Source organism: Pseudomonas sp. BR20, from assembly GCF_050780135.1.
Taxonomy (GTDB): domain Bacteria; phylum Pseudomonadota; class Gammaproteobacteria; order Pseudomonadales; family Pseudomonadaceae; genus Aquipseudomonas.
This window is the reverse complement of the sequence record NZ_CP172012.1, coordinates 295,520-320,000: the sequence shown is the minus strand read 5'-3', so window position 1 is coordinate 320,000 and position 24,481 is coordinate 295,520. Positions and strand designations below refer to the sequence as shown.

Genomic DNA, 24,481 nt, shown 5'->3' with positions numbered 1-24,481 from the left:
CTATATAGGAGAGCACCCCTAGATAACTCCCGCTTCTTTTAAAGCCTTCACACTCGCCGAGCCCAACCCCAGCACATCCTGAAGCACCTGAGCCGTATGTTGCCCCAATAAAGGAGGCGCAGTACGGTACTCCACAGGCGTCTTGGATAACCGCATCGGACTGGCCACCAGCGGCACCATCCCTGCCAACGCATGCGGCAGCTGTATCGCCAGCCCCCGCGCCTTCACCTGAGGATCGGCAAACACCTGGGCCAGGTCATTGATCGGCCCACAAGGCACACCAACCCGCCCCAGCTGTGACACCCACTCAGTCGTCGTCTTGAAGACTGTAGCCTGGCGTATCAATGGAATCAGCTCCGCGCGGTTGGCTACGCGCGCCTTATTAGTAGAGAACCGCGGGTCATCCGCCCACTGCGGCTGTCCAGCCACTTCGGCGAACTTACGAAATTGCCCGTCATTACCTACCGTCAGGATGAAATCGCCATCGGCCGTAGGGAAATCCTGATAAGGCACGATATTCGGATGAGCATTACCCAGTCGCTTTGGCGCCACCCCCGTCGTCAGGTAGTTCATCGCCTGGTTAGCCAGGCAGGCCACCTGCACATCAAGCAACGCCATATCGATATGCTGCCCACCGCCGTCATGATCCCGATGCGCCAGCGCAGCAAGGATCGCCACCGTCGAGTAGAGTCCAGTGAGAATGTCAGTCAACGCCACCCCCACCTTCACCGGCCCGGCCCCCTCATCACCTTCCGGCCGGCCGGTAAGACTCATCAGCCCACCCACCCCCTGGATCATGAAGTCATACCCCGCGCGAGCGGCATATGGCCCCGTCTGACCGAAGCCAGTGATCGAGCAGTAGATCAACTCCGGATTCACCTTCTTGAGCGACTCGTAGTCCAGCCCATACGCCGCCAGGCCGCCCACCTTGAAGTTCTCGATCAATATGTCGGACTTGGCCGCCAGATCTCGTACCAGTTGCTGTCCCTCCGGGCGCGTAAAGTCGATAGTCACCGACTCTTTGTTGCGATTAGCCGACAAGTAGTACGCCGCCTCACTCGTGTTCTCGCCATCAGCGTCCTTAAGGAAGGGGGGGCCCCAGGCACGCGTGTCGTCACCGCAACCAGGTCGCTCGACCTTGATCACCTCAGCCCCAAGGTCCGCAAGGATCTGCCCGGACCAGGGGCCTGCCAACACTCGCGACAGATCCAATACCCGCAGATGCGAAAGCGCGCCCATGCCGTTCTCCTATTAATAGAACGCCTGAAGACCGGTTTGCGCGCGCCCCAGAATCAGGGCGTGCACGTCATGAGTCCCCTCATAAGTGTTAACCACCTCCAGGTTCACCAAGTGACGTGCCACCCCGAACTCATCGGAGATACCGTTGCCACCCAACATGTCCCGCGCCATACGCGCAATGTCCAAGGACTTGCCGCAGGAGTTGCGCTTCATGATCGATGTAATCTCAACCGCCGCCGTTCCCTCGTCTTTCATACGCCCCAGACGCAGGCAGCCCTGCAGCGCCAGCGTGATCTCGGTCTGCATATCGGCCAGCTTCTTCTGGATCAGTTGAGTTGCTGCCAATGGACGGCCGAACTGATGGCGATCCAGGGTGTACTGGCGTGCGGTGTGCCAACAGAACTCGGCAGCACCCAAAGCCCCCCAGGAGATGCCATAGCGCGCCGAGTTAAGGCAGGTGAAAGGGCCCTTCAAGCCGCGCACATCCGGGAAAATGTTCTCTTCCGGCACAAACACGTTATCCATCACGATCTCACCGGTAATGGAGGCGCGCAGGCCGACCTTGCCATGAATTGCTGGCGCACTCAGGCCTTTCCAGCCTTTCTCCAGGACAAACCCACGAATATCGCCAGCATCATCCTTGCCCCACACCACAAACACGTCCGCAATCGGGCTATTCGTGATCCACATTTTTGCGCCCGTCAGGCTGTAGCCGCCATCCACTTTTCGTGCACGAGTGATCATCGCGCCAGGATCGGAGCCGTGATTAGGCTCGGTCAAACCAAAACAACCAATCCATTCGCCCGAGGCCAATTTCGGCAAGTACTTCTGCTTTTGCGCTTCGGTGCCGAACTCATTGATAGGCACCATCACCAGCGACGACTGCACACTCATCATCGAGCGATAACCGGAGTCAACGCGCTCAACCTCACGTGCAATCAAGCCGTAGCTGACGTAGCTCAAACCACTGCCCCCGTACTGCTCAGGGATCATCGCACCGAGCAATCCGGTCTCACCCATTTCGCGAAAAATCGCCGGGTCGGTCTTTTCATGGCGAAAGGCTTCGAGCACACGCGGCGCCAGCTTGTCCTGGGCGAATTGCTCGGCGCTGCCGCGCACCATGCGCTCCTCTTCGGTGAGCTGTTGATCCAGCAGCAGCGGATCGATCCAGTTGAAGCTTGCCTTGCCAGCCATGAATAAGTCCTCGCAAAGAAAAATCAGAAGTCGTGGATGGAGCCTAGGCCGGCCAGGCGGGGAGAGCAAACGAGGTTTTTGCATAGGCTTGTGCTAATTTCTCACTTCGTAACACAAGAAAATGGCACAGCAGCACTTTTTATGTGAGGACAAGGTACATGCGCAGAAAAATCCCCAGCACCACCGCCCTTGTCAGTTTTGAAGCGGCAGCCCGCCACGAGAGCTTTACCAAAGCGGCGCATGAGCTTTCCATCACCCAAGGCGCCATTTGCCGACAGATCGCCAGCCTGGAGGAATTTTTAAGTGTCGAGCTGTTTCGGCGCTCACGGCGCGGGGTAAAGCTGACGGAGGCGGGGCTTTCGTACAGCCGCCGCGTCGCCACCCAGCTGGACGCCGTGGAGCGCGACACCCTGTCCGTCATGGGGCAGCAGGGCGCAAATACCATTGAGCTGGCCGTAGTTCCCACTTTTGGTACGCAATGGTTGATCCCTCGCCTCAAGGACTTTCAACAACAGCATCCGGAGGTGACGGTAAACCTGACTAACCGCACGCGCCCTTTTCTGTTTGCGGATACGGAATTCGACGCGGCAATTTACTTCGGCGACGCAGATTGGTCCGGGACCGAATCCCACAGGCTTATGGGAGAAAATCCTGTCCCCGTGTGCAGTCCGCGACTATTGGGCGAACTTGAGCGATTCACCCCCCAGAAGATTGCAGAACTGCCATTGCTGCAGCAGACCACCCGCCCTTACGCCTGGCGCCAATGGTTCAACGCCCAACAACTGAACGTGCCCCGCGACATGACAGGCCCACGTTACGAGCTATTCTCGATGTTGTCTCAAGCCGCCATGCACGACATGGGTATTGCGCTGATCCCGCCGTTCCTTATCCAGCGAGAACTGGACGAACATCGACTGATGATCGCAAGCCCAGAAGCGCTGCCCAGCTCAAAGGCTTATTACCTGATGATTCCTGACAGAAAAGTCGAATCAGCCTCACTGCACGCGTTCAGAGACTGGTTGGTCGACCAATCGCAGCGCTACAGCCCCAGCATTTAAAGGACAAACCCCACATACTGACTTTGTAGTCAGCTAATTTTAAAACCTACAGATATACGTATATGTCGCATTTAAGCAGACTGTACCTGTCAACCTGAAAAAAGGCTTAAGGCCATGATTTTCATGGCTTGTAGCGACTCCTATCTGTCAATTCCCGACTATTCACACCAACGATGGAAAAACACATACGAATCAGCTGGAGCCTTTTAAACACCTGTATTTAAAGAGGTTATTTCAAACTATTGCGACAATCAGTCACAGGGTGACTTGTAGTTAATTTTTCGTCACCCGTCATAATCCCTTGAAGGCCGTAAAGTTCGCCTGCAAAATGCCGCGCCCCGCTGTCATTTCAGCGGGATCGTGCTGATCGGCCGCCCCAGCTGCGCCACTCACGGTGCACTGGCCTTTTTACAAAAAGATCAAAAGCAAAAAGATCATGCAGGAGATTTGACGTGCACATTGGTGTTCCTCTCGAAACCCAGACCGGTGAAACGCGGGTGGCTGCCACCCCGGAAACCATCAAGAAGCTGATCGGCCAGGGCCATAAGGTCACTGTTCAAAGCGGCGCAGGCATCAATGCCAGCATCGTCGACAGTGCCTATGAGGCGGCAGGCGCGACCATTGGCAGCGCCGGCGATGCGTTTGGCGCCGAGCTGATTCTCAAGGTGGTCGCCCCGAGCGACAGCGAGCTGGCGCTGATCAAAAGCGGCACCGTGTTGGTGGGCATGCTCAATCCGTTCAGCAATGAAACCATTGCCAAGCTGGCCGAGCAGGGCATCACCGCCTTTGCGCTGGAAGCTGCGCCACGCACCTCGCGGGCCCAGAGCCTCGACGTGCTGTCTTCCCAGGCCAACATCGCCGGCTATAAAGCCGTGCTGCTCGCCGCCCACCATTATCCGCGCTTCATGCCGATGCTGATGACCGCCGCCGGCACGGTGAAGGCCGCACGTGTGCTGATCCTCGGCGCCGGCGTCGCGGGCTTGCAGGCAATCGCCACGGCGAAACGCTTGGGTGCCGTGATCGAAGCATCTGATGTGCGTCCAGCCGTAAAAGAGCAAATTGAATCCCTTGGCGCCAAGTTCGTCGACGTGCCCTACGAAACCGACGAAGAACGTGAATGCGCCGTCGGCGTCGGCGGTTACGCGCGTCCGATGCCCAGCAGCTGGATGCAACGCCAGGCCCTGGCCGTGCACGAACGTGCGAAGCAGGCCGACATAGTCATCACCACCGCCCTGATCCCCGGCCGCAAAGCACCAACCTTGCTCAGCGCCGACACCGTCGCGCAGATGAAGCCCGGCTCGGTGGTCATCGACCTCGCGGCCGCTCAGGGTGGCAACTGCCCGCTGACCGTCGCCGACCAGGTGGTGGTGGAGAACGGCGTGATCATCTGCGGCCCGACCAACCTTGCCGGTGCAGTCGCCGCCGATGCGTCGGCCTTGTATGCGCGCAACCTGCTGGACTTCCTGAAGCTGGTCTTCAACAAGGAAGGGCAGTTTGAAGTCAACCTCGAAGACGACATCGTCGCCGCGTGCCTCATGTGCCGCGACGGCCAAGTCATCCGCAAAAACGCCTAAGCAGGGATTCAGACGATGGAAGAGCTTATCTCCCCCGGTATCTACAACCTGATCATCTTTGTGCTGGCGATTTATGTCGGTTACCACGTGGTCTGGAACGTCACGCCCGCGCTGCACACACCGTTGATGGCAGTGACCAACGCGATTTCGGCGATTGTGATTGTCGGCGCAATGCTCGCCGCAGCACTGACTGTTACTCCACTGGGTAAGACCATGGGTACCCTGGCAGTGGCCCTGGCGGCGGTCAACGTGTTCGGCGGCTTCCTGGTAACGCGCCGAATGCTTGAGATGTTCAAGAAGAAAGCCCCGAAAGCAAAAGAAAAAGAAGAGGCGCCGAAGTAATGAGCATGAATCTCGTGACGACGCTCTACCTGATCGCGTCGATCTGCTTTATCCAGGCCCTTAAAGGCCTGTCACACCCAACCACGTCGCGGCGCGGCAACCTGTTCGGCATGCTCGGCATGGCGCTGGCGGTACTCACAACCGTGGGCCTCATCTATAAGCTCGGCGCTGAACTGGCCACTGCCGGCATCGGCTATGTGATCGTTGGCCTGCTGGTTGGCGGCACCGCCGGTTCGATCATGGCCAAGCGCGTAGAAATGACCAAGATGCCGGAGCTTGTGGCATTCATGCACAGCATGATCGGCCTGGCCGCGGTGTTTATCGCCATTGCCGCCGTGGTCGAGCCGCAGTCCCTGGGCATCGTCAAACATCTGGGCGACGCGATCCCGGCGGGCAACCGCCTTGAGCTGTTCCTCGGTGCGGCCATTGGTGCGATTACCTTCTCCGGTTCGGTGATCGCGTTCGGCAAGTTGTCGGGCAAGTACAAGTTCCGCCTGTTCCAAGGCGCACCGGTACAGTTCGGCGGCCAGCACAAGCTGAATCTGGTGCTCGGCCTGCTGACGCTGGGCCTGGGCCTGGCCTTTATGTTCACCGGCAACCTCAGCGCCTTCGCGCTGATGCTGGCCCTGGCGTTCGTGCTGGGCGTGCTGATCATCATCCCGATTGGCGGCGCCGATATGCCTGTCGTCGTTTCGATGCTCAACAGCTACTCCGGCTGGGCTGCGGCAGGGATCGGCTTCTCGCTGAACAACTCGATGCTGATCATCGCCGGCTCCCTGGTGGGCTCCAGCGGCGCGATCCTGTCGTACATCATGTGCAAGGCGATGAACCGTTCCTTCTTTAATGTACTGCTCGGCGGTTTCGGCAATGCGCCGGATGCCGGTGCTGCAGCGGGTTCTAAAGAAGCACGCCCAGTGAAGTCTGGTTCGGCCGACGACGCCACCTTCCTGCTGACCAACGCCGACACCGTGATCATCGTTCCCGGCTATGGCTTGGCAGTGGCACGGGCACAGCATGCGCTGAAGGAACTGACCGAAAAGCTGACCCACCGTGGCGTGACCGTGAAATACGCGATCCACCCAGTGGCTGGCCGTATGCCTGGGCATATGAACGTCCTACTCGCCGAGGCGGAAGTGCCTTACGACCAGGTGTTCGAGATGGAGGACATCAACTCCGAATTCGGCCAGGCCGACGTGGTACTGGTGCTAGGCGCGAACGACGTGGTCAACCCGGCCGCGAAGAACGACCCCAACTCGCCGATTGCCGGCATGCCGATCCTGGAAGCGTTCAAGGCCAAGACCATCATCGTCAACAAGCGCTCGATGGCCAGTGGTTATGCCGGGCTGGATAACGAACTGTTCTACCTGGACAAGACCATGATGGTCTTTGGTGACGCGAAGAAGGTCATTGAAGACATGGTCAAGGCCGTCGAGTAACACTGCTTCAGCGCAATACTCCAAACCCCGGCCTCCTATAGGCTGGGGTTTTTTATTACCCCATGAAACCCGACCAAAGGCTCTAAATGGCTGCCCCGCATTCGACCATGGTAGCGGGCCGAAATTTTTTGAAATCACTACACTGCCCACCTTGCTTCCGTAGCCTGAGATAACAATTCATGTACCGTGATCGTATCCGCTTGCCTTCGTTGTTGAACAAGGTCATGAGCGCGGCAGACGCCGCCGCACTGATCGAGGACGGCATGACCGTCGGCATGAGCGGCTTCACCCGAGCCGGTGAAGCCAAGGCCGTCCCCCACGCCCTGGCCGAGCGCGCCAAGACGTCCCCGCTGAAAATCACCCTGATGACCGGTGCCAGCCTGGGTAACGACCTGGACAAGCAACTGACCGAAGCCGGCGTGCTGTCCCGACGCATGCCGTTCCAGGTCGATAGCACCTTGCGCAAGGCAATCAACGCCGGCGAAGTGATGTTTATCGATCAGCACCTGTCGGAAACCGTCGAGCAACTGCGCAACAACCAGCTCAAGCTGCCAGACATCGCGGTGATTGAAGCGGTCGCGATCACTGAACAAGGGCACATCGTGCCCACCACGTCCGTGGGCAACTCGGCCAGTTTCGCGATTTTCGCCAAGCAAGTGATCGTCGAGATCAACCTGGCGCACAACCCGAACCTGGAAGGGCTGCACGACATCTATATCCCGACGTACCGGCCAACCCGGACGCCGATCCCGCTGGTAAAGGTCGACGACCGTATCGGCAGCACTGCGATCCCGATCCCGCCGGAGAAGATCGTCGCCATCGTGATCACCAATCAGGCCGACTCAGCCTCCACCGTGACACCACCCGACAGCGACACCCAGGGCATCGCCAACCACCTGATCAACTTCCTCAAGCAGGAAGTGGACGCCGGGCGCATGACCAACAAGCTCGGCCCGCTGCAGGCCGGGATCGGCAACATTGCCAACGCAGTGATGTGCGGCCTGATCGATTCGCCGTTCGAAGACCTGACCATGTATTCGGAAGTGCTGCAGGACTCGACGTTCGACCTGATCGACGCCGGCAAGCTGAGTTTCGCCTCGGGCAGCTCGATCACCTTGTCGGAGCGGCGCAATGCCGACGTGTTCGGCAACCTGGAGCACTACAAAGACAAGCTGGTACTGCGCCCGCAGGAAATCTCCAATCACCCTGAAGTGGTGCGTCGACTGGGCATTATCGGCATCAACACCGCGCTGGAGTTCGACATTTACGGCAACGTCAACTCCACCCACATCTGCGGCACGCGGATGATGAACGGTATTGGCGGTTCCGGCGACTTCGCGCGCAACGCGCACCTGGCGATCTTCGTCACCAAGTCGATTGCCAAGGGCGGCGCGATTTCCAGCGTGGTGCCGATGGTCAGCCATGTGGACCACACTGAGCATGACGTCGACATCCTGGTCACCGAAGTAGGCCTCGCCGACTTGCGTGGCCTGGCGCCGCGGGAACGAGCCCGGGTGATCATCGACAACTGTGTGCACCCGGCATACCGCGATGCGCTGAACAATTACTTCAATGCTGCCTGCGCCATCGGCGGACACACCCCACACATCCTGCGCGAAGCACTGAGTTGGCACATTAACCTGGAAGAAACCGGGCATATGCTCAAGGCTTGATTGGTACAGATTCGAGCTGATGCAAACACAGTTTCGTCAGCTCGATTGCATAACCCTCGCTTCTTGAAAAAACTGTACTGCTGTACCGGTCATTTCCTACCGAAAACTCCCACACCCGCGTTGTAAAATGCAAATTTCGCACTATTTAAGTGCAGACAGGTACAGTTGCCCCATTTCCGTACAGTACAGCACCTTTAAACAGTTAACTGGCCCCTCACAATACAGGTGAACTGTATCTAGAGAGTCTTGCGCCGGAAGAGGATCATTGGCATCAGTTAAACCACTACCTAATCCCGCCACAAGCGGAAGGATGTCATCATGGAACGTACACTCAGTTCCGAACTGTTCTTCGAAGAAAAAGCTGTAAACACCCAGGCTTCCCTGCCTTTGCGCGTTCTCGCCAACCTGATGCTGTGGCAGCGCCGCATCTCCAGCCGCCATCAACTGGCTCGTCTGGATTCGCGTCTGCTGGCTGACGCCGGTATCAGCGAAGCTCAACGCTACGAAGAGCTGAGCAAGCCGTTCTGGCGCTAATTGGCGCCCGCTGGCCCTGACCCACCGGGTCCACTGCCAGCACTGATTTGTCAAAACAAAGCCCGCCCCGGGAAACCGAAGGTGGGCTTTGTTGTTTCCGAGCCTGCCTTTTCCAGGCCAAACAGAAGCCGTTGGTCAGGACAGGTACAGTTTAAAAAATATAACAGTTAAGCAGTACAATTAAGCGTTGGTGTATCTGTAACGGTCAAAGCAACTCGCCCACCATGGTGTTCCAGGACCTCACGAAAGGCGCTCACCATGGACACCCAACCCTCTCTCTATAAACGGCTGTTACACAGGACCGTTTCAACGCTGGCCAAATGGGTACGCCACGCCTACGAACGACGCCAACTGGCGCAGCTTGATCTTCGAGAACTCTCCGATGTCGGCATCAGCCCGGGAGACCGAATGGCCGAGCTGTCAAAGCCGTTCTGGCGAGACTAGGCAGTCAATAAGCTTTCCGAACGTATAAACAGCGGCTTAATATCCAGCCACAACGTGGCGAACCGTTAGAACAGGCGTCTGATCCCCAATGGCTGCCCTGCGCCACCTTATTCGTTCACCTACAGGAGTCACCCCATGTCCCGTATTCGCCTGCTGAGTGCTGCAGCCCTGCTGGCCCTGGCCACCAACGCCAGCGCGACCAGCTTCATCGTGACCACCGACTCCATCGTCGGCGCATTGAAGGCTACTTCCGACGCCACCTCCGATGCCACTTCGTCCCTGCGGGATAACAAAGTCGTGCGCGCCGCCCGTGACGACGCAGCCAGCTTCGTCGCCAGCGAAGGTGCCATTCGTGGTGTGAAGCTGGAAAGCGCCTTGGCCCAGATCCGCCAACAAGCACCGCAACTGAACACCGCGACTGACGCACAACTGGCCCAAGCCATCCTGGCTATTTGAGTGAGCTGACAAAGGGAGCGCCCGTCGCTCCCTGATGCCGCCGCACTGGCTCTCGCCCGGGCATTACGCTAGCCTTGGCGCTCGCTTTCAGTTGTCGAGTCCCATGGCTTTTTCATACCGTCTGCTAATACTCCCTGTGTTTTTGTGTGCCAGCTGGTCGCCACTGGCTTCGGCCTTTGACCTGACCATCCAAAGCACCGTCGCGAGTGCGTATGCCACCAGTAAGGTAACTTCCGCGCCTTTCGACCGGAAAGTGGTCGTGGCTGCCCAGGATGATGCCGCTGCATTTATCGCCACTGACGGCCAATGGCGGGGCGCACGGCTGGAGTCCGCGCTGGATTATCTGCGCCGCACCCAACCAAAACTTAACGCCAGCGACCTTGAACTGGCGCAAGCAATTCTCGTCCAATAATCATCTTTGTATTTCGGAGTCATTCCATGCGTAGCCCGCTGATCGCCGCCACCCTTGGCCTGCTGTTGTTGGCCGACGTTGCCCAGGCACAAACCCTGGTGGCCACCAGTAACATCATTGTTCGCGCCTCTGGCCGCACCATTGATTTCACCTCGGACACCACCACCTCCATCCGCGACTCCAAAGTCGTGCGCGAAGCCCACGATGACGCGGCCAGTTTCGTCGCCACCAACGGCGAGATTCGTGGCGCACAGTTGGAAGCGGCCTTCGACACCCTGCGCACCCGCCTGCCGGAAGCGCGCGACGCCAGTGACCAGACCCTCGCCGAAGCTATTCTCGCTCTGTGAGGCGCCTTGTCGCCTGGCTCCTGGCCGGGACTGTGCTGCTGTGTGCCAGCGCAGCCCAGGCCAGCCTGCAACTGCGGCTCAAGCCAGAAGGCTTGAGCCCGGCCGAACAGCAGGCCAGCCAGGCATTGCTTGATGAGGCGATGCGCGCATTGCCGCCGCGCTTTATCGAGCAGTTGGACCGTCGCATCGATGTCGGCTGGACCGACAAGATGCCCGAAAACGCATACGGCCAGGCCTCCCTGGTGTCCGAACTGGACCTCAACCGCAACCTCCTGGCCAGCCTGACCGACGGCAGCGCCGCCACCCAGAAAACCAATCGTCCCCACGGCACCGTGCGCCGGGAAATGCTCGCCACCGTGCTGCATGAATTGACCCACATCTATGACCGCGCACGCCTGTGGTCCAAAGACGAGCGCGCGCTGATACAGCGTTGCAGCCGCCAGAACAACATCACCGGCCTGATCGGCCTGCCTGATCAATGCCGTGGCCAGAATGACCGGCGCTTCACCCTCAGCGATGACCCGCGCCTGCTGGACCTGGCGGGCTGGCCGCAATATGTCGGCCGTCGCGGTGAACGCGAACAACATAACCGTCAGGTCGCGCGCAGCCCGGACATCTACGAAACCACCAGCCCGCTGGAGTTCGTAGCGGTCAATATGGAGTACTTCCTCCTCGACCCAAGCTATGCCTGCCGACGCCCCGCGCTGTTCCGCTATTACAAGGAACACTTCGGCTGGGCCCCACCGGAACAAGACACCTGCGCCAAGACCTACGCGTTCCTCAACGCCGGCAATGATTTCGCCAAGACACCTTTGGGCCACGTCGACCCGGAGCGGGTCTACGAAATCGACTACCTGCTGGCCGAAGCCAACCAGAACCTGGTCAGCCGCTGGGGCCACAGCATGTTGCGCCTGGTGATCTGCGCGCCGGGCCGCCCCCGTGGGCCAGACTGCCGGCTCGATCTGGACCAGCACCTGGTGCTGTCCTACCGGGCATTCGTCGGTGACGTCCAGTTGTCCAGCTGGGATGGCCTGGTGGGCAAGTACCCGTCACGGCTGTTCGTGTTGCCATTGGCTCAGGTGATCGACGAATACACCAAGACCGAACTGCGCGGCCTGGCGTCCGTGCCCCTGAAACTGTCACGCCAAGAGATCAACGACACCGTCGAGCACGCTGCTGAAATGCACTGGAGCTATGACGGCAACTATTACTTCCTGTCCAACAACTGCGCGGTCGAAAGCCTGAAGCTGCTGCGCAGCGGCAGCGCCAACCCGCAGCTGACCGGCCTGGACAACATCACGCCTAATGGCCTGCTGGAAGTGCTGCAAGCCCGTGGCCTGGCGGATACCAGCGTACTCAACGACAAACGCGAGGCCATGCGTCTGGGGTATCACTTCGACTCCTTCCGCGAGCGCTACCAGGCCATGTTCGACGTGCTGCGCAAACACCTGCCGATCAAGCAGACCCAGGTTGAAGACTGGCTGTCCCTCAGCGCCGAAGAGCGCCGCCAGTGGTTCGACCAGGCTGACCTGCGCACCAGCGCCGCACTGCTGCTGCTGGAACAGGCGAGCTTTCGCAAACAGCTGATGCTGGCCCAGGACGAAGTCAAGCAACGCTACCTCGGTGCCCGCGAACTGAAGAACGGCGGCATGGAGAAAGCCAACGCCACACTGCAGCAGATCCTCGCCAACAGTGGCTTCCTCAGCCGCCCGGCGGAACTGCTCGGCAGCGGTGGCTATGGCCTGCCGCAACCGTCGGAAGCCAAGCGCCTGGAATCGGAAAGCGCCGAGCGCCAGAAGCAGTTGCAATCACTCACCGGTGAGCTGGATAAAGAGGTGAGGGCGCTGCTGGACCCGTCCCGCGCCGCCGAGATTGCCGCGTGTGAAGCCAACCTCAAGCAAGTGGGTGAACACTTGCGCAAACTGCACAAAGCAGCGGGCGGCCTCGAGCTGCCCTGAAGTACCTGAGATAAACACATTCCAATGTGGGAGGGGGCTTGCCCCCGATTACGGTGTCTTCGCAGCAAATAAGCTGACTGACACGCCGCTATCGGGAACAAGCCCCCCCACATTTGAAATGTGTACGTCTGAAGACCGTACATCTTCCCACCACCAACTGTTTTGCCAACGAAAGCTGGCTGAAAGCTTACGCGTCTAGGATCGCCCCCAACTGCCGGCAACAGACCGGCTGTACACAACAACAATGGTGATCCCCGATGTCCGTCCGTACCCGCCTGTTCGCCCCAACTCCACCCGTAAGCCTCGTGCCCTTCGTTCTGCGCTGACCCCACCCCGGTTCGCCATTCCCTAGCCGCGCTACGCCTGGAGTATTCCTATGCTGACTTTCCTTGGCTTTGCCATGGTCATCACGTTCATGTTCCTGATCATGACCAAGCGCCTGTCCGCGCTGATCGCCCTGATCATCGTGCCTATCCTGTTCGCGCTGTTCGGCGGTTTCGCACCGAAGATCGGCCCGATGATGCTCGAAGGCATCACCAAGCTCGCGCCCACCGGCGTGATGCTGATGTTCGCCATCCTCTACTTTGCCCTGATGATCGACTCCGGCCTGTTCGACCCGGCCGTGCGCAAGATCCTCAAGATGGTCAAGGGCGACCCGCTGAAGGTATCGGTCGGCACCGCCGTGCTGGCCCTGGTGGTGTCCCTCGACGGTGACGGCGCCACCACTTACATGATCTGCGTGGCCGCCATGCTGCCGCTGTACCAGCGCATCGGCATGAGCCCGCGGATCATGGCCGGCCTGATCATCCTCGCCGGTGGCGTGATGAACATGACGCCTTGGGGTGGCCCGACCGCCCGTGCCGCCAGTGCGCTGCATGTGGACCCCTCGGATATTTTCGTACCGATGATCCCGGCAATGGCCGCCGGTGTAGTCGCAATCCTGGTGATTGCCTACATGTACGGCAAGCGCGAACGTGCGCGCCTGGGTGAACTGCACCTGCAGGGCGACGAGATCGACCACAGCGAGATCAGCGTGTCGCAATACCCGGATGCCCGCCGTCCGAAGCTGATCTGGTTCAACGGCGCCCTGACCCTGGCTCTGATGTGCACCCTGATCGCCGGCCTGTTGCCGCTGCCGGTGCTGTTCATGGTGGCGTTCAGTATCGCGATGATCGTCAACTACCCGTGCCTGCAACAGCAGAAAGACCGCGTCGCCGCCCACGCCGGCAGCGTATTGGCGGTGGTGGGACTGATCTTCGCCGCTGGGATCTTCACCGGCATCCTGTCGGGCACCGGCATGGTCGATGCCATGTCCAAGAGCCTGCTGGCCGTGATTCCGGAAGCCATGGGCCCTTACCTGGCGGTGATCACCGCGCTGGTGAGCATGCCGTTCACTTTCTTCATGTCCAACGATGCGTTCTACTACGGCGTACTGCCGGTACTGGCTGAAGCCGCCAGCCACTACGGCATCACCGCCGTGGAAATGGCCCGCGCTTCCATCGTTGGCCAGCCCGTGCACTTGCTCAGCCCGCTGGTACCGTCGACCTACCTGTTGGTGGCCCTGGCCGGTATCGAATTTGGCGATCACCAGCGCTTCACCCTGAAGTGGGCAGTACTGGTATGCCTGTGCATAATGTTCGCCGCATTGCTGATGGGGATTTTTCCGCTGTTCAGCACTCTATAATCGTACAACCCACTGCGCCGGCCCAACTGCTGGCGCGGTTTAACACTTGCTCAAAGGAATACACATGGAATGGCTGACCAATCCGGAAATCTGGATTGCCTTCTTCACCCTGACGGCCCTCGAGATCGTCCTGGGCATCGATAACATCATCATGATTTCGATCCTGGTCAGCCGCATGCCCAAGCATATGCAGGCACGCACCCGGATCTTCGGCCTGGCCCTGGCCATGGTTACGCGCATTCTGTTGCTGTTGTCGATCACCTGGGTCATGCGCCTGACCGACGACCTGTTCGTGGTCTTTGGCCAAGGCATTTCCGGCCGCGACCTGATCCTGTTCTTCGGTGGCCTGTTCCTGCTGTGGAAAAGCTCCCAGGAGATGTACCACGCCCTGGAAGGTGAAGACGAAACCCACGACGAACCCAAGGGCGCCGGTGGCAAGTTCATCTACACCATCATCCAGATCGCGATCATCGACATCGTGTTCTCCCTGGACTCGGTGATCACCGCCGTGGGCATGGTCTCCCATGTACCCGTCATGGTTGCCGCGATCATCGTTGCGGTATTGGTGATGATGCTGGCTGCCGGCACCATCAGCGACTTCATCGACAAGCACCCGTCGCTGAAGATGCTGGCGCTGTCATTCCTGCTGGTGGTGGGTACCGTGCTGATCGCCGAATCCTTCGACGTGCACGTGCCAAAAGGCTACGTCTACTTCGCCATGGCGTTCTCGCTGGCGGTGGAAGCGGTCAATATCAAGATGCGTACCGCGATCGCGAAAAAGAAGAAACAGCAGGATCCTGTGAAACTGCGCAAGGACATTCCGGGTCAGTAAACCCGAGCCAGAGAAAAAAGGGGCTTTTATAAGCCCCTTTTTTTTCATCCATAAAAAGCTGATTTCATGACAGTTTTGTTTCAATCCCAACTTTAGCTATGCGATGCTGGCGCCGAGCCCATTCGCCAACTACAGCTTAACTACAAGACGTAGAACGGCACGCGGCAATTCTCATTTGCGCCAAATGGCGCACACCCACACGGGGGGCCGAGCATGCTGACCTTGCTCAATCTGCTTTCCGCCGTGACCCTGCTTATCTGGGGCACGCACATCGTCCGTACCGGCATCTTGCGCGTCTACGGCTCCAACCTGCGTCAAGTCATCGGGCAGAACATGTCCAAGCGCTGGCTGGCATTTGTCGCCGGTATCCTGGTGACCGCCATGGTGCAGAGCAGCAACGCCACGGCGATGCTGGTGACGTCCTTTGTCGGCCAAGGCCTGATGGGGTTGGTGCCCGCCCTGGCGACCATGCTCGGGGCCGACGTCGGCACCGCGCTAATGGCACGGGTGCTGACGTTCGACCTGTCCTGGCTGTCGCCGTTGCTGATCTTTCTCGGGGTGATTTTCTTCCTGTCGCGCAAACAGACGCGGGCAGGGCAGCTGGGTCGGGTCGGAATAGGCCTCGGGCTGATCATCCTCGCGCTGCAATTGATCGTCGAAGCCGCCGGGCCGATTACCCACGCCCAGGGTGTGAAGGTGCTGTTCGCCTCACTGACCGGCGATATTTTGCTCGATGCCCTGGTCGGTGCGTTGTTCGCGATGATTTCCTACTCCAGCCTCGCCGCCGTCCTACTGACCGCCACCCTGGCCGGCGCCGGCGTGATCGGCTTGCACGTGGCCATCGGCCTGGTGATCGGGGCGAACATCGGCAGCGGCGTGCTGGCCTTCCTCAGCACCAGCATGCAGAACGCTGCCGGTCGCCAGGTCGCGTTGGGCAGCTTGCTGTACAAACTGATCGGCCTGCTGCTGATTATCCCGGTGCTCGACCCGCTGGTGCTGTGGATGGACGGCCTGGACTACAGCGCACAAGGCATGGTCATCACCTTCCACCTGCTCTACAACGTCAGCCGCTGCCTGATCCTGCTGCCCACCATCGGTCCGATGGCCAAGCTGTGCGCCTGGTTGCTGCCGGAGCGGGACGAGGTCAACGGCAAGGCCAAACCGCGCCACCTGGACCCCACAGCCCTGGCCACGCCGAGCCTGGCGCTGGCCAATGCCGCGCGCGAAACCCTGCGCCTGGGCGACCTGATCGACAACATGCTCACCGCCATGCAGGAAGTACTGCGCGGCAAACAGACTGCCATTACCCAGGAAATACGCAGCCTCAGCGATGACGTCGAGGCACTCTACAGCGCGATCAAGCTCTACCTTGCGCAGATGCCCCGCGAAGACCTCAGCGAGCAAGACAGTCGGCGCTGGGCGGAAATCATCGAGCTGTCGATCAACCTGAAACTGGCCGGCGACCTGATCGAACGCATGCTGCGCAAAGTCCAGCAGCAGAAAACCTCGCAGCGTCGCCAATTTTCCGAAGTGGGCCTGGAAGAACTCACCGGCCTGCACAGCCAGTTGATCGCCAATCTGCGCCTGGGGCTGTCGGTATTCCTCAGTGCCGACCCGGAAAGCGCCCGCCAGCTGCTGCGTGAAAAGCGCCGCTTCCGTGCCCAGGAGCGCCGCCTGGCCCACGCTCACGTCAGCCGCCTGCAACGCAAGATCGTGCAGAGCCTGGAGACCAGCTCCCTGCACTTGGAGCTGATTGCCGACATGAAGCGCTTGAACTCGTTGTTTTGCAGCAGTGCTTATGTAGTCTTGGAAACGTCCGACACCGGCGCACTCTCCGCCGAAGATATTGCCGACATCACACATTCGCCCTGAACGTACGATGGCCCGTGAAGTCAGTTAAAGCTGACCTCACTCGCCAGGAAGCTTGTTATGCGTCGCCTGTTGTTCGCTTGCCTGCTCATGGGTTCTGCCCACGTCTTCGCCTTTGACCGCCTGCAGGTCGAGGGTTACACCTTGCCCAACGGCCTGCAATTGTTGCTTAAACCGGGCACCGAGCGTGGCCATGTGGCGATTCGCCTGGTGGTCGGTGTGGGCCTGGACGACTTCAGCTGCGAAGACAAGGAACTGCCGCACCTGCTCGAACACTTGCTGTTCAGCGGCATCGACGGTGGCGGCGAAGGCGAGCTGGAGGACCGCATGCAAGCCCTGGGCGGTGAGTGGAACGCCTACACCAGCAACGCCGACACCACTTTTGTGATCGAGGCGCCCGCACAAAACCAGCGCAAGGTGCTGGACCTGTTGCTGGCGATCATCACCCGCACCGAGTTGACCGACGCCAATATCAACGCGGCCAAGCAGGTGGTCGAGCGCGAAGACGGCGGTCATTACTCCCACCTGCAACGCCTGCTCGACCGCCAGGACCTGGGCCACACCGCCAGCAACCAGTTGGCGGTTGAGCTGGGGCTCAAATGCGCCGAACGCGCCCAGGTCGATCACCTGACCCGCGAGCAACTGCAGACGCTGCGCAAAAATTGGTACGCCCCCAACAACATGACACTGATCATCGTCGGTGACCTCGACAAACTGCTGCCCGCCTACCTGGAACGCACCTACGGCCAACTGGACCCGGTCGAACCCAGCGAGCACCCGGCGCTGCCGCAAATCCAGCACGCCGCCGCCAGCCACCGCGACCTGATCCACGGCTGGGTGGGTGACAGTGCCAAACTGCACTGGCTGTTCCCCGAGCCGGTGCTGGACGACCAGCATGATGAAACCTACGACCTGCTCAAGGATTACCTGGACTGGGCGCTGTACCGCCAACTGCGCCTCAAGCATGGGTTGTCCTACGGCCCCTGGAGCGAGCGCGAAGTGCTCGGTGGCGTTGGCTTCCTCAGCCTGAATGCCGACCTCGAGCGGGACAACCTCCCCGAGGCCGAGCAGGTGCTGCAGGATCTCAAGACTCAACTGCTCAAGGATGGCCTTGACCCGACGGTATTCGCGCGCCTCAAACAGGCCGCCATCGCCCGCCAGGCCTGGGCCGTGCAGGGCAACAGCGCGCTGGCCGACTATTATTGGAGCGCCTCGGGCGATTATGACAACGGCCACTTCAGCGACCCGGTCAAACGCATCAAGGCCGTGAACCTGGAGCAGACCAGCCAGGCCATGCGCGAGTTGCTCAAGCAACCGGGTTACTGGCGCATCGAAAAGCCGCTGCTGAGTTACGACATGCTCAACTGGATCGGCGCCGGCGTCCTCGGGCTGATTGCCATTGTGTTGATCGGCGTGCGCCGTTATCGCAAACGGATCACGTAAAGAGGCACCGAACCCTGGCCTAAGACGTTATTCTGTCTGGGATTTTTTCCTACAAAGACTGCGAACCGCCGAATGCAAAACCTGACCCGCTTAATCACCCGCATCCTCGAACTGATGAAGCGCTACCCAGGGGTGATTGCACTCGGCGGTTTTGTCTCGGGTGTGTGCAGCTTCATCCTGGTGGATCGCCAGCAGGGCATGGCCAGCTGGATCGCGGTGATCATGCTGGTGAGCTGGCTGTGGCTGATGTTGGAAAACAGCTTTACCCAGCTGTTCACCAAGGTCTTCAAGCGCGAAATCCCCGAACCCCTGCTGCGCTACGCGACCCAGATGATCCACCAGGAAAGTCTGTTCTTCGTATTGCCGTTCTTTTTCGTCACCACGGCCTGGAACAGCGGCCAATCCGTGTTCACCGGCCTGCTCGGCGCGGCCGCCTTGGTGTCGATCGTCGACCCGCTGTACTACAAGTGGCTGGCGCCCAAGCGCTCGTTGTTCCTCGCGCTGCACACCCTGACCTTGTTCGCCGCGCTGCTTACTGCGCTGCCGATCATTTTGCACCTGACCACCGCCGAAAGTTACAAACTCGCCCTCGGCGTGGCCATGGCCTTGTCGATTCCAAGCCTGGCGGTCAGCCTGCCGCTGCGCAGCCTCAAAGGCTGGGCGATGTTGCTGGGGGTTACGGCCGCCATTGGCTGTGCGGGATGGTTCCTGCGCAGTTGGGTGCCGCCGGCCACGTTGTGGATGACCGAAGTGGCGATCAGTACCCAATTGCAGGACCGCACGCCCGGCGACGACCTCAAGGAAGTCAACGCCAGCCAACTGCGCAGCACCGGGCTCTACGCCTACACCGCGATCAACGCGCCGCGCGGCCTGGATGAGCGCATCTACCACGTGTGGAAATTCAACGGCAAAGAGGTCGACCGCATCGCCCTGGACATCCACGGCGGACGCAAGGAGGGCTACCGCGCCTGGACCCACAAGCAGAACTTCCCGCCCGAAGCGGTAGGGCGCTGGCAAGTCCAGGTGTTGACGGAGGACGGTCAGGTGATCGGCGTGCTGCGTTTTAAAGTGACGGACACAGCACAAACCGACAACCCAAAGTAGGCAGGATCGTGCTATTACGTAGGAATTGTGGATAGCCAGACAAGCTCGGAGCTTATGACCAGTAGTACCACGGCCGGCGCAGCCCACCTCGATACGTCCACCGCTCCCCCGTTACTGCGGATTACAGGGGACTGGACGCTTGCCCACTACGCAAACCTGAAGAAGCTGTCGGACAAGCTCGACGGCCAATACGACGCCGGCGCGCGCATCGACCTCAATGGCCTCGGCGCCCTGGATACCGCGGGTGCCTCGCTGCTGGTGGAGCTGCTGGGGCCCACCCGTATCGAGCAATCCGCCGAACAAACCGACTGCAACCTGTCCGCCGCCGACCGCGCGCTGCTCAAGACCGTCTACCGCTCCCTCAACGATTTTTGCGTGCCGGACAAAGCGCCGGAAGAAGCCACCGGCATTCAGGTGCTGGCGCGTATCGGCGGCGCCGTGGACAAGGTCTGGCAAGACAGCAAGCAACTGCTGGGCTTTATCGGTCTGATCCTCGAAACCTTCGCCCGGGGTATTTTCCGGCCCAAGCGCTGGCGCCTGACACCGATGGTCGCCCACCTTGAGCAGGTCGGCCTCGACGCCGCGCCCATCGTCGCGTTGCTGACCTTTCTGGTGGGCGCCGTGGTGGCGTTCCTCGGCGCTACCGTGCTCAAGAGCTTTGGCGCGACTATTTTTACCGTGGACCTGGTGGCGTTCTCTTTCCTGCGGGAGTTCGGCGTATTGCTCACCGCCATCCTGATTGCCGGTCGCACCGCCAGCGCCTTTACCGCGCAAATCGGCTCGATGAAGGCCAATGAAGAAATCGACGCCATCCGCACCCTGGGCCTGGACCCGATGGAGTTGCTGGTGTTGCCGCGCGTGCTGGCGTTGCTGGTGGCACTGCCGATGCTGACGTTTATGGCGATGCTGGCGGGGATCGTCGGCGGCGGCGTGGTGTGCGCCGTGGCTCTGGACATCTCGCCAGCGATGTTCCTCTCGCTGCTGCAATCGGACATTGGCGTACAGCACTTCCTGGTCGGCATGGTAAAAGCCCCGTTCTTCGCCTTTCTGATCGCCGCCATCGGCTGCCTGGAAGGCTTCAAGGTCAGCGGCAGCGCCGAATCGGTCGGCGCCCACACCACCTCCAGCGTGGTGCAATCGATCTTTGTGGTGATCGTGCTGGATGCGGTTGCCGCGTTGTTCTTCATGGAGATGGGCTGGTGAGTCGTCTACACCGTGCGCCCACCGAGGCGGTGATTGAAGTGCGTGGCCTGTGCAATCGCTTTGGCAGCCAGAGCGTGCACGAGAATCTCGACCTGGATTTGTACAAGGGCGAGATCCTTGCGGTGGTCGGCGGCTCCGGCAGCGGCAAGTCGGTGCTGTTGCGCAGCATTGTCGGCCTGCGCCGGCCCAGTGAAGGCGAAGTGCGGGTGTTCGGTAAGAACCTGCCGAGCTTGCCGGAACATGAACGCTCGCTGGTGGAACGGCGCTTTGGCGTACTGTTCCAGAAGGGCGCGCTGTTTTCCTCGCTGACGGTGACCGAGAACGTCGCGCTGCCGCTGATCGAACATGCCGGGCTCAGCCGCCGTGATGCCGAGCACTTGGCTGCGGTCAAGCTGGCCTTGGCCGGGCTGCCGCTGTCGGCGGCCGATAAATACCCCGCGTCGTTGTCCGGCGGCATGATCAAGCGCGCTGCCCTGGCGCGGGCGTTGGCGCTGGACCCGGACATCCTGTTTCTCGACGAGCCCACCGCCGGCCTCGACCCGATCGGCGCGGCGCAATTCGATCAACTGATCCTCACCCTGCGTGATGCGTTGGGCCTGAGCGTGTTCCTGGTCACCCATGACCTGGACACGCTCTACACCATCACCGACCGCGTGGCGGTGCTGGCGCAGAAAAAGGTGCTGGTGGCCGATGCCATCGATATCGTCTCGGAAACGAACGACGCCTGGATTCACGAATACTTCCACGGCCCCCGAGGCCGCGCGGCATTGGATGCCGCTCAACCGCTCAACGAGGTATGACATGGAAACCCGAGCCCATCATGTGATGATCGGTCTGTTCAGCGTGATCGTGGTGGTCGGCGCGATGCTGTTTGGCCTGTGGCTGGCCAAATCCAGCGTCGACAGCGCCTTCCAGGATTACGAAGTGATCTTCAACGAAGCGGTCAGCGGCCTGTCCCAGGGCAGCTCGGTGCAATACAGCGGGATCAAGGTGGGCGACGTCATCAGCCTGCGCCTGGACCCCAAGGACCCGCGCCGCGTACTCGCGCGCATTCGCCTGGCCGGCCAGACACCGATCAAGGAAGACACCCAGGCCAAACTCGCACTGACCGGCATCACCGGCACCTCGATCATCCAACTCAGCGGCGGCACGCCGCAAAGCCCGGAGCTCAAGGGCAAGGACGGCAACCTGCCGGAGATCATCGCCTCACCATCGCCGATCGCGCGGTTGCTCAATAACAGCAACGACCTGATGACCAGCATCAACCTGCTGCTGCACAACGCCAACGACATGTTCTCTGCGCAGAATGTCGAGCGCCTCAGCAACACCTTGGACCATCTGGAACAAACCACCGGCGCGATTGCCGATCAGCGTGGAGATATCAAGGTAGTGATGCAGCAATTGATGCAGGTGAGCAAACAGGCCGGGGCCGCCCTGGAGCAGACTACCGCGCTGATGCGCAACGCCAACGGCCTGCTCAGCGATCAAGGCAAACAGGTGTTCGGCAGCGCCGAACAGGCCATGAAATCCCTTGAACAAAGCACCGCCACCATCAACACCTTGCTGACCAATAACAAGGACTCGGTGAACAGTGGCATGCAGGGCCTCAATGAACTGGCGCCGGCCGTACGTGAACTACGCGAAACCCTCGGTTCACTGCGCGCTATCTCTCGCCGCCTGGAAGCCAACCCCAGCGGCTACCTGCTGGGCAGCGACAAGAACAAGGAGTTCACGCCATGAAGCGTGCTTACCAAATGATCGCCCCTGTGGCCTTGGCGCTGATCAGCGCGTGCTCGATCCTGCCCAAGGCTGATCCGTCGGACGTCTACCGACTGCCTGCGGCTCAGGGCACGGCCCAAGGCACGCCGGTCAGTTGGTCGCTGCGCCTGGCCAAGCCGCAGACCAGTGAGTTTCTCGACAGCTCGCGCATCGCTGTGGTGCCCAATGGCGATTTGATCAGCAGCTATGCGAACTCACGCTGGAGCGACCCGGCGCCCGTGCTGTTGCGTAATCGCTTGATGGACGGGTTCCAGCGCGATGGGCGAGTGACGCTGTTGAGCACCGACGACACCAACCTGCAGGCCGACTATGAGTTGGGCGGGCAGTTGCAGGCGTTTCAGAGTGAGTACCGGGGGAGTACGGTGGAGGTGGTGATCCGCCTCGACGCACGCCTGGTGCGTGGGAGTGATCAGCGGATTATTGCCAGCCGGCGGTTTGAAGTGCACCAGGCGGTGACCGACACCAAAGTGCCGGCCGTGGTGGCCGGGTTTGGGTTGGCGGGAGATCAGTTGAACAGGCAGGTGATGGAGTGGGTTGTTCAGCAGGGCAACGGGGCGGTGAAACGCTGAGGGCCTCATCGGGGGGCAAGCCCCTCCCACAGGTTGATCTGCGAACACATTCAAATGTGGAGGGGGGCTTGCTCCCGATAGCTATTTAAGCCTCAGCCAAAGAACCAGTAGCACACCGCAATCGCCGCCACCACACCGGCAAACTCAGCCAGCAACGCGCACCCTACGGCATGCCGCGCCCGCTGGATGCCCACCGAACCGAAGTACACCGCCAACACATAAAAGGTGGTTTCCGTACTGCCCTGAATCGTCGCCGCCACCAACGCCGGGAAGCTGTCCACCCCCTGGGTCTGCATGGTCTCGATCAACATCGCCCGTGCCGCGCTGCCGGAGAATGGCTTGACCATCGCGGTCGGCAAGGCGTCGACAAAGCGTGTGTCCATGCCCGTCCAGGCCACCACATGGCGAATACCTTCGAGGCCCAGATCCAGCGCGCCGGAGGCCCGTAACACGCCCACCGCACACAGCATCGCCACCAGGTACGGCAACAGGTTCTTGGCGACATCGAAGCCTTCTTTGGCCCCTTCGACAAACGCCTCGTACACCTTCACCTTGCGCAACGCGCCGATCAGCAGGAACAGCATGATCAGGCCGAACAACGTCAGGTTGCCGAGGATCGACGACAGCCCGGCCAATGCGGTGGCCGAGAGGGTCGCCAGCAGGGCCATGAACCCACCCAGTACCAACGCGCCTGGAATCAGATAGGCCAGCACCACCGGGTCCCACAACCGCAGGCGCTGCATCACCGCTACCGACAGCAGGCCGACCAATGTGGATGCACTGGTGGCCAGCAGGATCGGCAGGAATACCAGTGTCGGATCTGGCGCACCTTGCTGGGCGCGATACATGAAGATCGTCACCGGCAACAGGGTCAGGGAGGATGCATTGAGCACCAGGAACAGGATCTGCGCGTTAGTCGCCGTGTTAGGGATGGGATTGAGCTCTTGCAGCGCCTTCATGGCCTTCAGGCCGATAGGTGTTGCTGCGTTATCCAGGCCCAAGCCGTTGGCGGCAAAGTTGAGGGTGATCAGGCCAATGGCAGGGTGACCGGCTGGCACTTCCGGCATCAAGCGCAGGAACAGCGGGCCAAGGGCCTTGGCCAGCCATTCGACAATCCCGGCTTTTTCGGCGATACGCAAAAAGCCCAGCCATAACGTCAGGGTGCCGAACAACAGCACCATCACTTCCACCGACAATTTGGCCATGGCGAAAATGCTTTCGACCATCGCCGCAAAAATCCCGGCGTTACCGCCCACCAGCCATTGCGCCAGTGCTGACACCATTGCCACGACAAAGAAGCCAAGCCACAGGCCATTGAGCATCAGTTGAAT

The 24,481-nt window shown here is 60.3% G+C and carries 23 protein-coding genes; 20 read left to right on the top strand and 3 right to left on the bottom strand.

All coding sequences use genetic code 11. The features are described from left to right. Positions 1-18: 18 nt before the first annotated feature. Both ACHPFG_RS01465 and ACHPFG_RS01460 read right to left on the bottom strand, forming a co-directional pair. On the bottom strand, positions 19-1,239 hold the full coding sequence (locus tag ACHPFG_RS01465; RefSeq protein WP_431701409.1) for a CaiB/BaiF CoA transferase family protein: 1,221 nt from the start codon (positions 1,237-1,239) through the stop codon (positions 19-21). 12 nt (positions 1,240-1,251) lie between these two features. Further along, positions 1,252-2,433 carry an acyl-CoA dehydrogenase gene (locus ACHPFG_RS01460; protein ID WP_431701408.1) on the bottom strand — a complete coding sequence of 394 codons (1,182 nt, stop codon included), beginning with the start codon at positions 2,431-2,433 and terminating at the stop codon, positions 1,252-1,254. A gap of 158 nt (positions 2,434-2,591) precedes the next feature. Between ACHPFG_RS01460 and ACHPFG_RS01455 the strand changes: the two genes are divergently transcribed. The 20 genes from ACHPFG_RS01455 to ACHPFG_RS01360 all read left to right on the top strand — a co-directional run bounded on the left by ACHPFG_RS01455 (position 2,592) and on the right by ACHPFG_RS01360 (position 23,150). Then, positions 2,592-3,491: a LysR family transcriptional regulator gene (locus tag ACHPFG_RS01455; RefSeq protein WP_431701407.1), complete on the top strand. Its 900-nt coding sequence runs from the start codon at positions 2,592-2,594 to the stop codon at positions 3,489-3,491. Positions 3,492-3,943: 452 nt separating this feature from the next. Then, positions 3,944-5,065, top strand: a complete 1,122-nt coding sequence (locus ACHPFG_RS01450; RefSeq protein ID WP_431701406.1) for a Re/Si-specific NAD(P)(+) transhydrogenase subunit alpha — start codon at positions 3,944-3,946, stop codon at positions 5,063-5,065. A 15-nt stretch (positions 5,066-5,080) separates the two neighbouring features. Then, positions 5,081-5,407, top strand: a complete 327-nt coding sequence (locus tag ACHPFG_RS01445; protein WP_431701405.1) for an NAD(P) transhydrogenase subunit alpha — start codon at positions 5,081-5,083, stop codon at positions 5,405-5,407. Further along, positions 5,407-6,843 (top strand): NAD(P)(+) transhydrogenase (Re/Si-specific) subunit beta, encoded by a 1,437-nt coding sequence (locus ACHPFG_RS01440; RefSeq protein WP_090401238.1) that lies wholly within the window; start codon positions 5,407-5,409, stop codon positions 6,841-6,843. The genes ACHPFG_RS01445 and ACHPFG_RS01440 overlap by 1 nt, the downstream gene beginning before the upstream one ends. A gap of 179 nt (positions 6,844-7,022) precedes the next feature. Next, entirely contained in the window at positions 7,023-8,516 is a 1,494-nt protein-coding gene (locus ACHPFG_RS01435; RefSeq protein WP_145338333.1) for an acetyl-CoA hydrolase/transferase family protein, read from the top strand. A gap of 318 nt (positions 8,517-8,834) precedes the next feature. Further along, positions 8,835-9,050 carry a DUF1127 domain-containing protein gene (locus ACHPFG_RS01430; RefSeq protein WP_003187413.1) on the top strand — a complete coding sequence of 72 codons (216 nt, stop codon included), beginning with the start codon at positions 8,835-8,837 and terminating at the stop codon, positions 9,048-9,050. A gap of 258 nt (positions 9,051-9,308) precedes the next feature. Next, on the top strand, positions 9,309-9,494 hold the full coding sequence (locus ACHPFG_RS01425) for a DUF1127 domain-containing protein (protein ID WP_259244310.1): 186 nt from the start codon (positions 9,309-9,311) through the stop codon (positions 9,492-9,494). Between the two features lie 135 nt (positions 9,495-9,629). After that, positions 9,630-9,950 (top strand): DUF2388 domain-containing protein, encoded by a 321-nt coding sequence (locus ACHPFG_RS01420; RefSeq protein ID WP_431701404.1) that lies wholly within the window; start codon positions 9,630-9,632, stop codon positions 9,948-9,950. Positions 9,951-10,053: 103 nt separating this feature from the next. Continuing rightward, positions 10,054-10,362, top strand: a complete 309-nt coding sequence (locus ACHPFG_RS01415; protein WP_431701403.1) for a DUF2388 domain-containing protein — start codon at positions 10,054-10,056, stop codon at positions 10,360-10,362. A 26-nt stretch (positions 10,363-10,388) separates the two neighbouring features. Continuing rightward, complete coding sequence (locus tag ACHPFG_RS01410) at positions 10,389-10,709, top strand: DUF2388 domain-containing protein (RefSeq protein WP_131699555.1); 321 nt, start codon at positions 10,389-10,391, stop codon at positions 10,707-10,709. Beyond that, positions 10,706-12,667: a DUF4105 domain-containing protein gene (locus ACHPFG_RS01405; RefSeq protein WP_431701402.1), complete on the top strand. Its 1,962-nt coding sequence runs from the start codon at positions 10,706-10,708 to the stop codon at positions 12,665-12,667. The genes ACHPFG_RS01410 and ACHPFG_RS01405 overlap by 4 nt, the downstream gene beginning before the upstream one ends. Before the next feature lie 376 nt (positions 12,668-13,043). Continuing rightward, complete coding sequence (locus tag ACHPFG_RS01400; RefSeq protein ID WP_003170826.1) at positions 13,044-14,351, top strand: CitMHS family transporter; 1,308 nt, start codon at positions 13,044-13,046, stop codon at positions 14,349-14,351. A 64-nt stretch (positions 14,352-14,415) separates the two neighbouring features. After that, complete coding sequence (locus ACHPFG_RS01395; RefSeq protein WP_027608010.1) at positions 14,416-15,183, top strand: TerC family protein; 768 nt, start codon at positions 14,416-14,418, stop codon at positions 15,181-15,183. 213 nt (positions 15,184-15,396) lie between these two features. Then, a complete protein-coding gene (locus ACHPFG_RS01390; RefSeq protein ID WP_431701401.1) occupies positions 15,397-17,055 on the top strand; it encodes a Na/Pi cotransporter family protein in 1,659 nt (552 codons plus the stop codon). 57 nt (positions 17,056-17,112) lie between these two features. Then, a complete protein-coding gene (locus ACHPFG_RS01385) occupies positions 17,113-18,495 on the top strand; it encodes a M16 family metallopeptidase (protein ID WP_431701400.1) in 1,383 nt (460 codons plus the stop codon). A 72-nt stretch (positions 18,496-18,567) separates the two neighbouring features. Further along, positions 18,568-19,599 (top strand): DUF5924 family protein, encoded by a 1,032-nt coding sequence (locus ACHPFG_RS01380; RefSeq protein ID WP_431701399.1) that lies wholly within the window; start codon positions 18,568-18,570, stop codon positions 19,597-19,599. Between the two features lie 54 nt (positions 19,600-19,653). Continuing rightward, positions 19,654-20,802, top strand: a complete 1,149-nt coding sequence (locus ACHPFG_RS01375) for an ABC transporter permease (protein ID WP_145338337.1) — start codon at positions 19,654-19,656, stop codon at positions 20,800-20,802. Further along, a complete protein-coding gene (locus ACHPFG_RS01370) occupies positions 20,799-21,602 on the top strand; it encodes an ABC transporter ATP-binding protein (protein ID WP_131699563.1) in 804 nt (267 codons plus the stop codon). Before ACHPFG_RS01375 ends, ACHPFG_RS01370 begins: the two co-directional genes overlap by 4 nt. A 1-nt stretch (position 21,603) precedes the next feature. Continuing rightward, entirely contained in the window at positions 21,604-22,542 is a 939-nt protein-coding gene (locus ACHPFG_RS01365; protein WP_027608016.1) for an MlaD family protein, read from the top strand. Beyond that, positions 22,539-23,150, top strand: a complete 612-nt coding sequence (locus ACHPFG_RS01360; protein WP_431701398.1) for an ABC-type transport auxiliary lipoprotein family protein — start codon at positions 22,539-22,541, stop codon at positions 23,148-23,150. The genes ACHPFG_RS01365 and ACHPFG_RS01360 overlap by 4 nt, the downstream gene beginning before the upstream one ends. A 92-nt stretch (positions 23,151-23,242) precedes the next feature. On the opposite strand, the gene ACHPFG_RS01355 is transcribed toward ACHPFG_RS01360, so the two are convergent. Next, positions 23,243-24,472, bottom strand: a complete 1,230-nt coding sequence (locus tag ACHPFG_RS01355; protein WP_090401251.1) for a nucleoside recognition domain-containing protein — start codon at positions 24,470-24,472, stop codon at positions 23,243-23,245. Between the last annotated feature and the right edge of the window lie 9 nt (positions 24,473-24,481).

Coding starts and splice junctions, on each gene's coding strand:
- ACHPFG_RS01465 (WP_431701409.1), bottom strand. CDS start 1,239: ATGGGCGCGCTTTCGCATCTGCGGGTATTGGATCTGTCGCGAGTGTTG.
- ACHPFG_RS01460 (WP_431701408.1), bottom strand. CDS start 2,433: ATGGCTGGCAAGGCAAGCTTCAACTGGATCGATCCGCTGCTGCTGGAT.
- ACHPFG_RS01455 (WP_431701407.1), top strand. CDS start 2,592: ATGCGCAGAAAAATCCCCAGCACCACCGCCCTTGTCAGTTTTGAAGCG.
- ACHPFG_RS01445 (WP_431701405.1), top strand. CDS start 5,081: ATGGAAGAGCTTATCTCCCCCGGTATCTACAACCTGATCATCTTTGTG.
- ACHPFG_RS01440 (WP_090401238.1), top strand. CDS start 5,407: ATGAGCATGAATCTCGTGACGACGCTCTACCTGATCGCGTCGATCTGC.
- ACHPFG_RS01435 (WP_145338333.1), top strand. CDS start 7,023: ATGTACCGTGATCGTATCCGCTTGCCTTCGTTGTTGAACAAGGTCATG.
- ACHPFG_RS01430 (WP_003187413.1), top strand. CDS start 8,835: ATGGAACGTACACTCAGTTCCGAACTGTTCTTCGAAGAAAAAGCTGTA.
- ACHPFG_RS01425 (WP_259244310.1), top strand. CDS start 9,309: ATGGACACCCAACCCTCTCTCTATAAACGGCTGTTACACAGGACCGTT.
- ACHPFG_RS01420 (WP_431701404.1), top strand. CDS start 9,630: ATGTCCCGTATTCGCCTGCTGAGTGCTGCAGCCCTGCTGGCCCTGGCC.
- ACHPFG_RS01415 (WP_431701403.1), top strand. CDS start 10,054: ATGGCTTTTTCATACCGTCTGCTAATACTCCCTGTGTTTTTGTGTGCC.
- ACHPFG_RS01410 (WP_131699555.1), top strand. CDS start 10,389: ATGCGTAGCCCGCTGATCGCCGCCACCCTTGGCCTGCTGTTGTTGGCC.
- ACHPFG_RS01400 (WP_003170826.1), top strand. CDS start 13,044: ATGCTGACTTTCCTTGGCTTTGCCATGGTCATCACGTTCATGTTCCTG.
- ACHPFG_RS01395 (WP_027608010.1), top strand. CDS start 14,416: ATGGAATGGCTGACCAATCCGGAAATCTGGATTGCCTTCTTCACCCTG.
- ACHPFG_RS01390 (WP_431701401.1), top strand. CDS start 15,397: ATGCTGACCTTGCTCAATCTGCTTTCCGCCGTGACCCTGCTTATCTGG.
- ACHPFG_RS01385 (WP_431701400.1), top strand. CDS start 17,113: ATGCGTCGCCTGTTGTTCGCTTGCCTGCTCATGGGTTCTGCCCACGTC.
- ACHPFG_RS01380 (WP_431701399.1), top strand. CDS start 18,568: ATGCAAAACCTGACCCGCTTAATCACCCGCATCCTCGAACTGATGAAG.
- ACHPFG_RS01375 (WP_145338337.1), top strand. CDS start 19,654: ATGACCAGTAGTACCACGGCCGGCGCAGCCCACCTCGATACGTCCACC.
- ACHPFG_RS01365 (WP_027608016.1), top strand. CDS start 21,604: ATGGAAACCCGAGCCCATCATGTGATGATCGGTCTGTTCAGCGTGATC.
- ACHPFG_RS01360 (WP_431701398.1), top strand. CDS start 22,539: ATGAAGCGTGCTTACCAAATGATCGCCCCTGTGGCCTTGGCGCTGATC.
- ACHPFG_RS01355 (WP_090401251.1), bottom strand. CDS start 24,472: ATGCTCAATGGCCTGTGGCTTGGCTTCTTTGTCGTGGCAATGGTGTCA.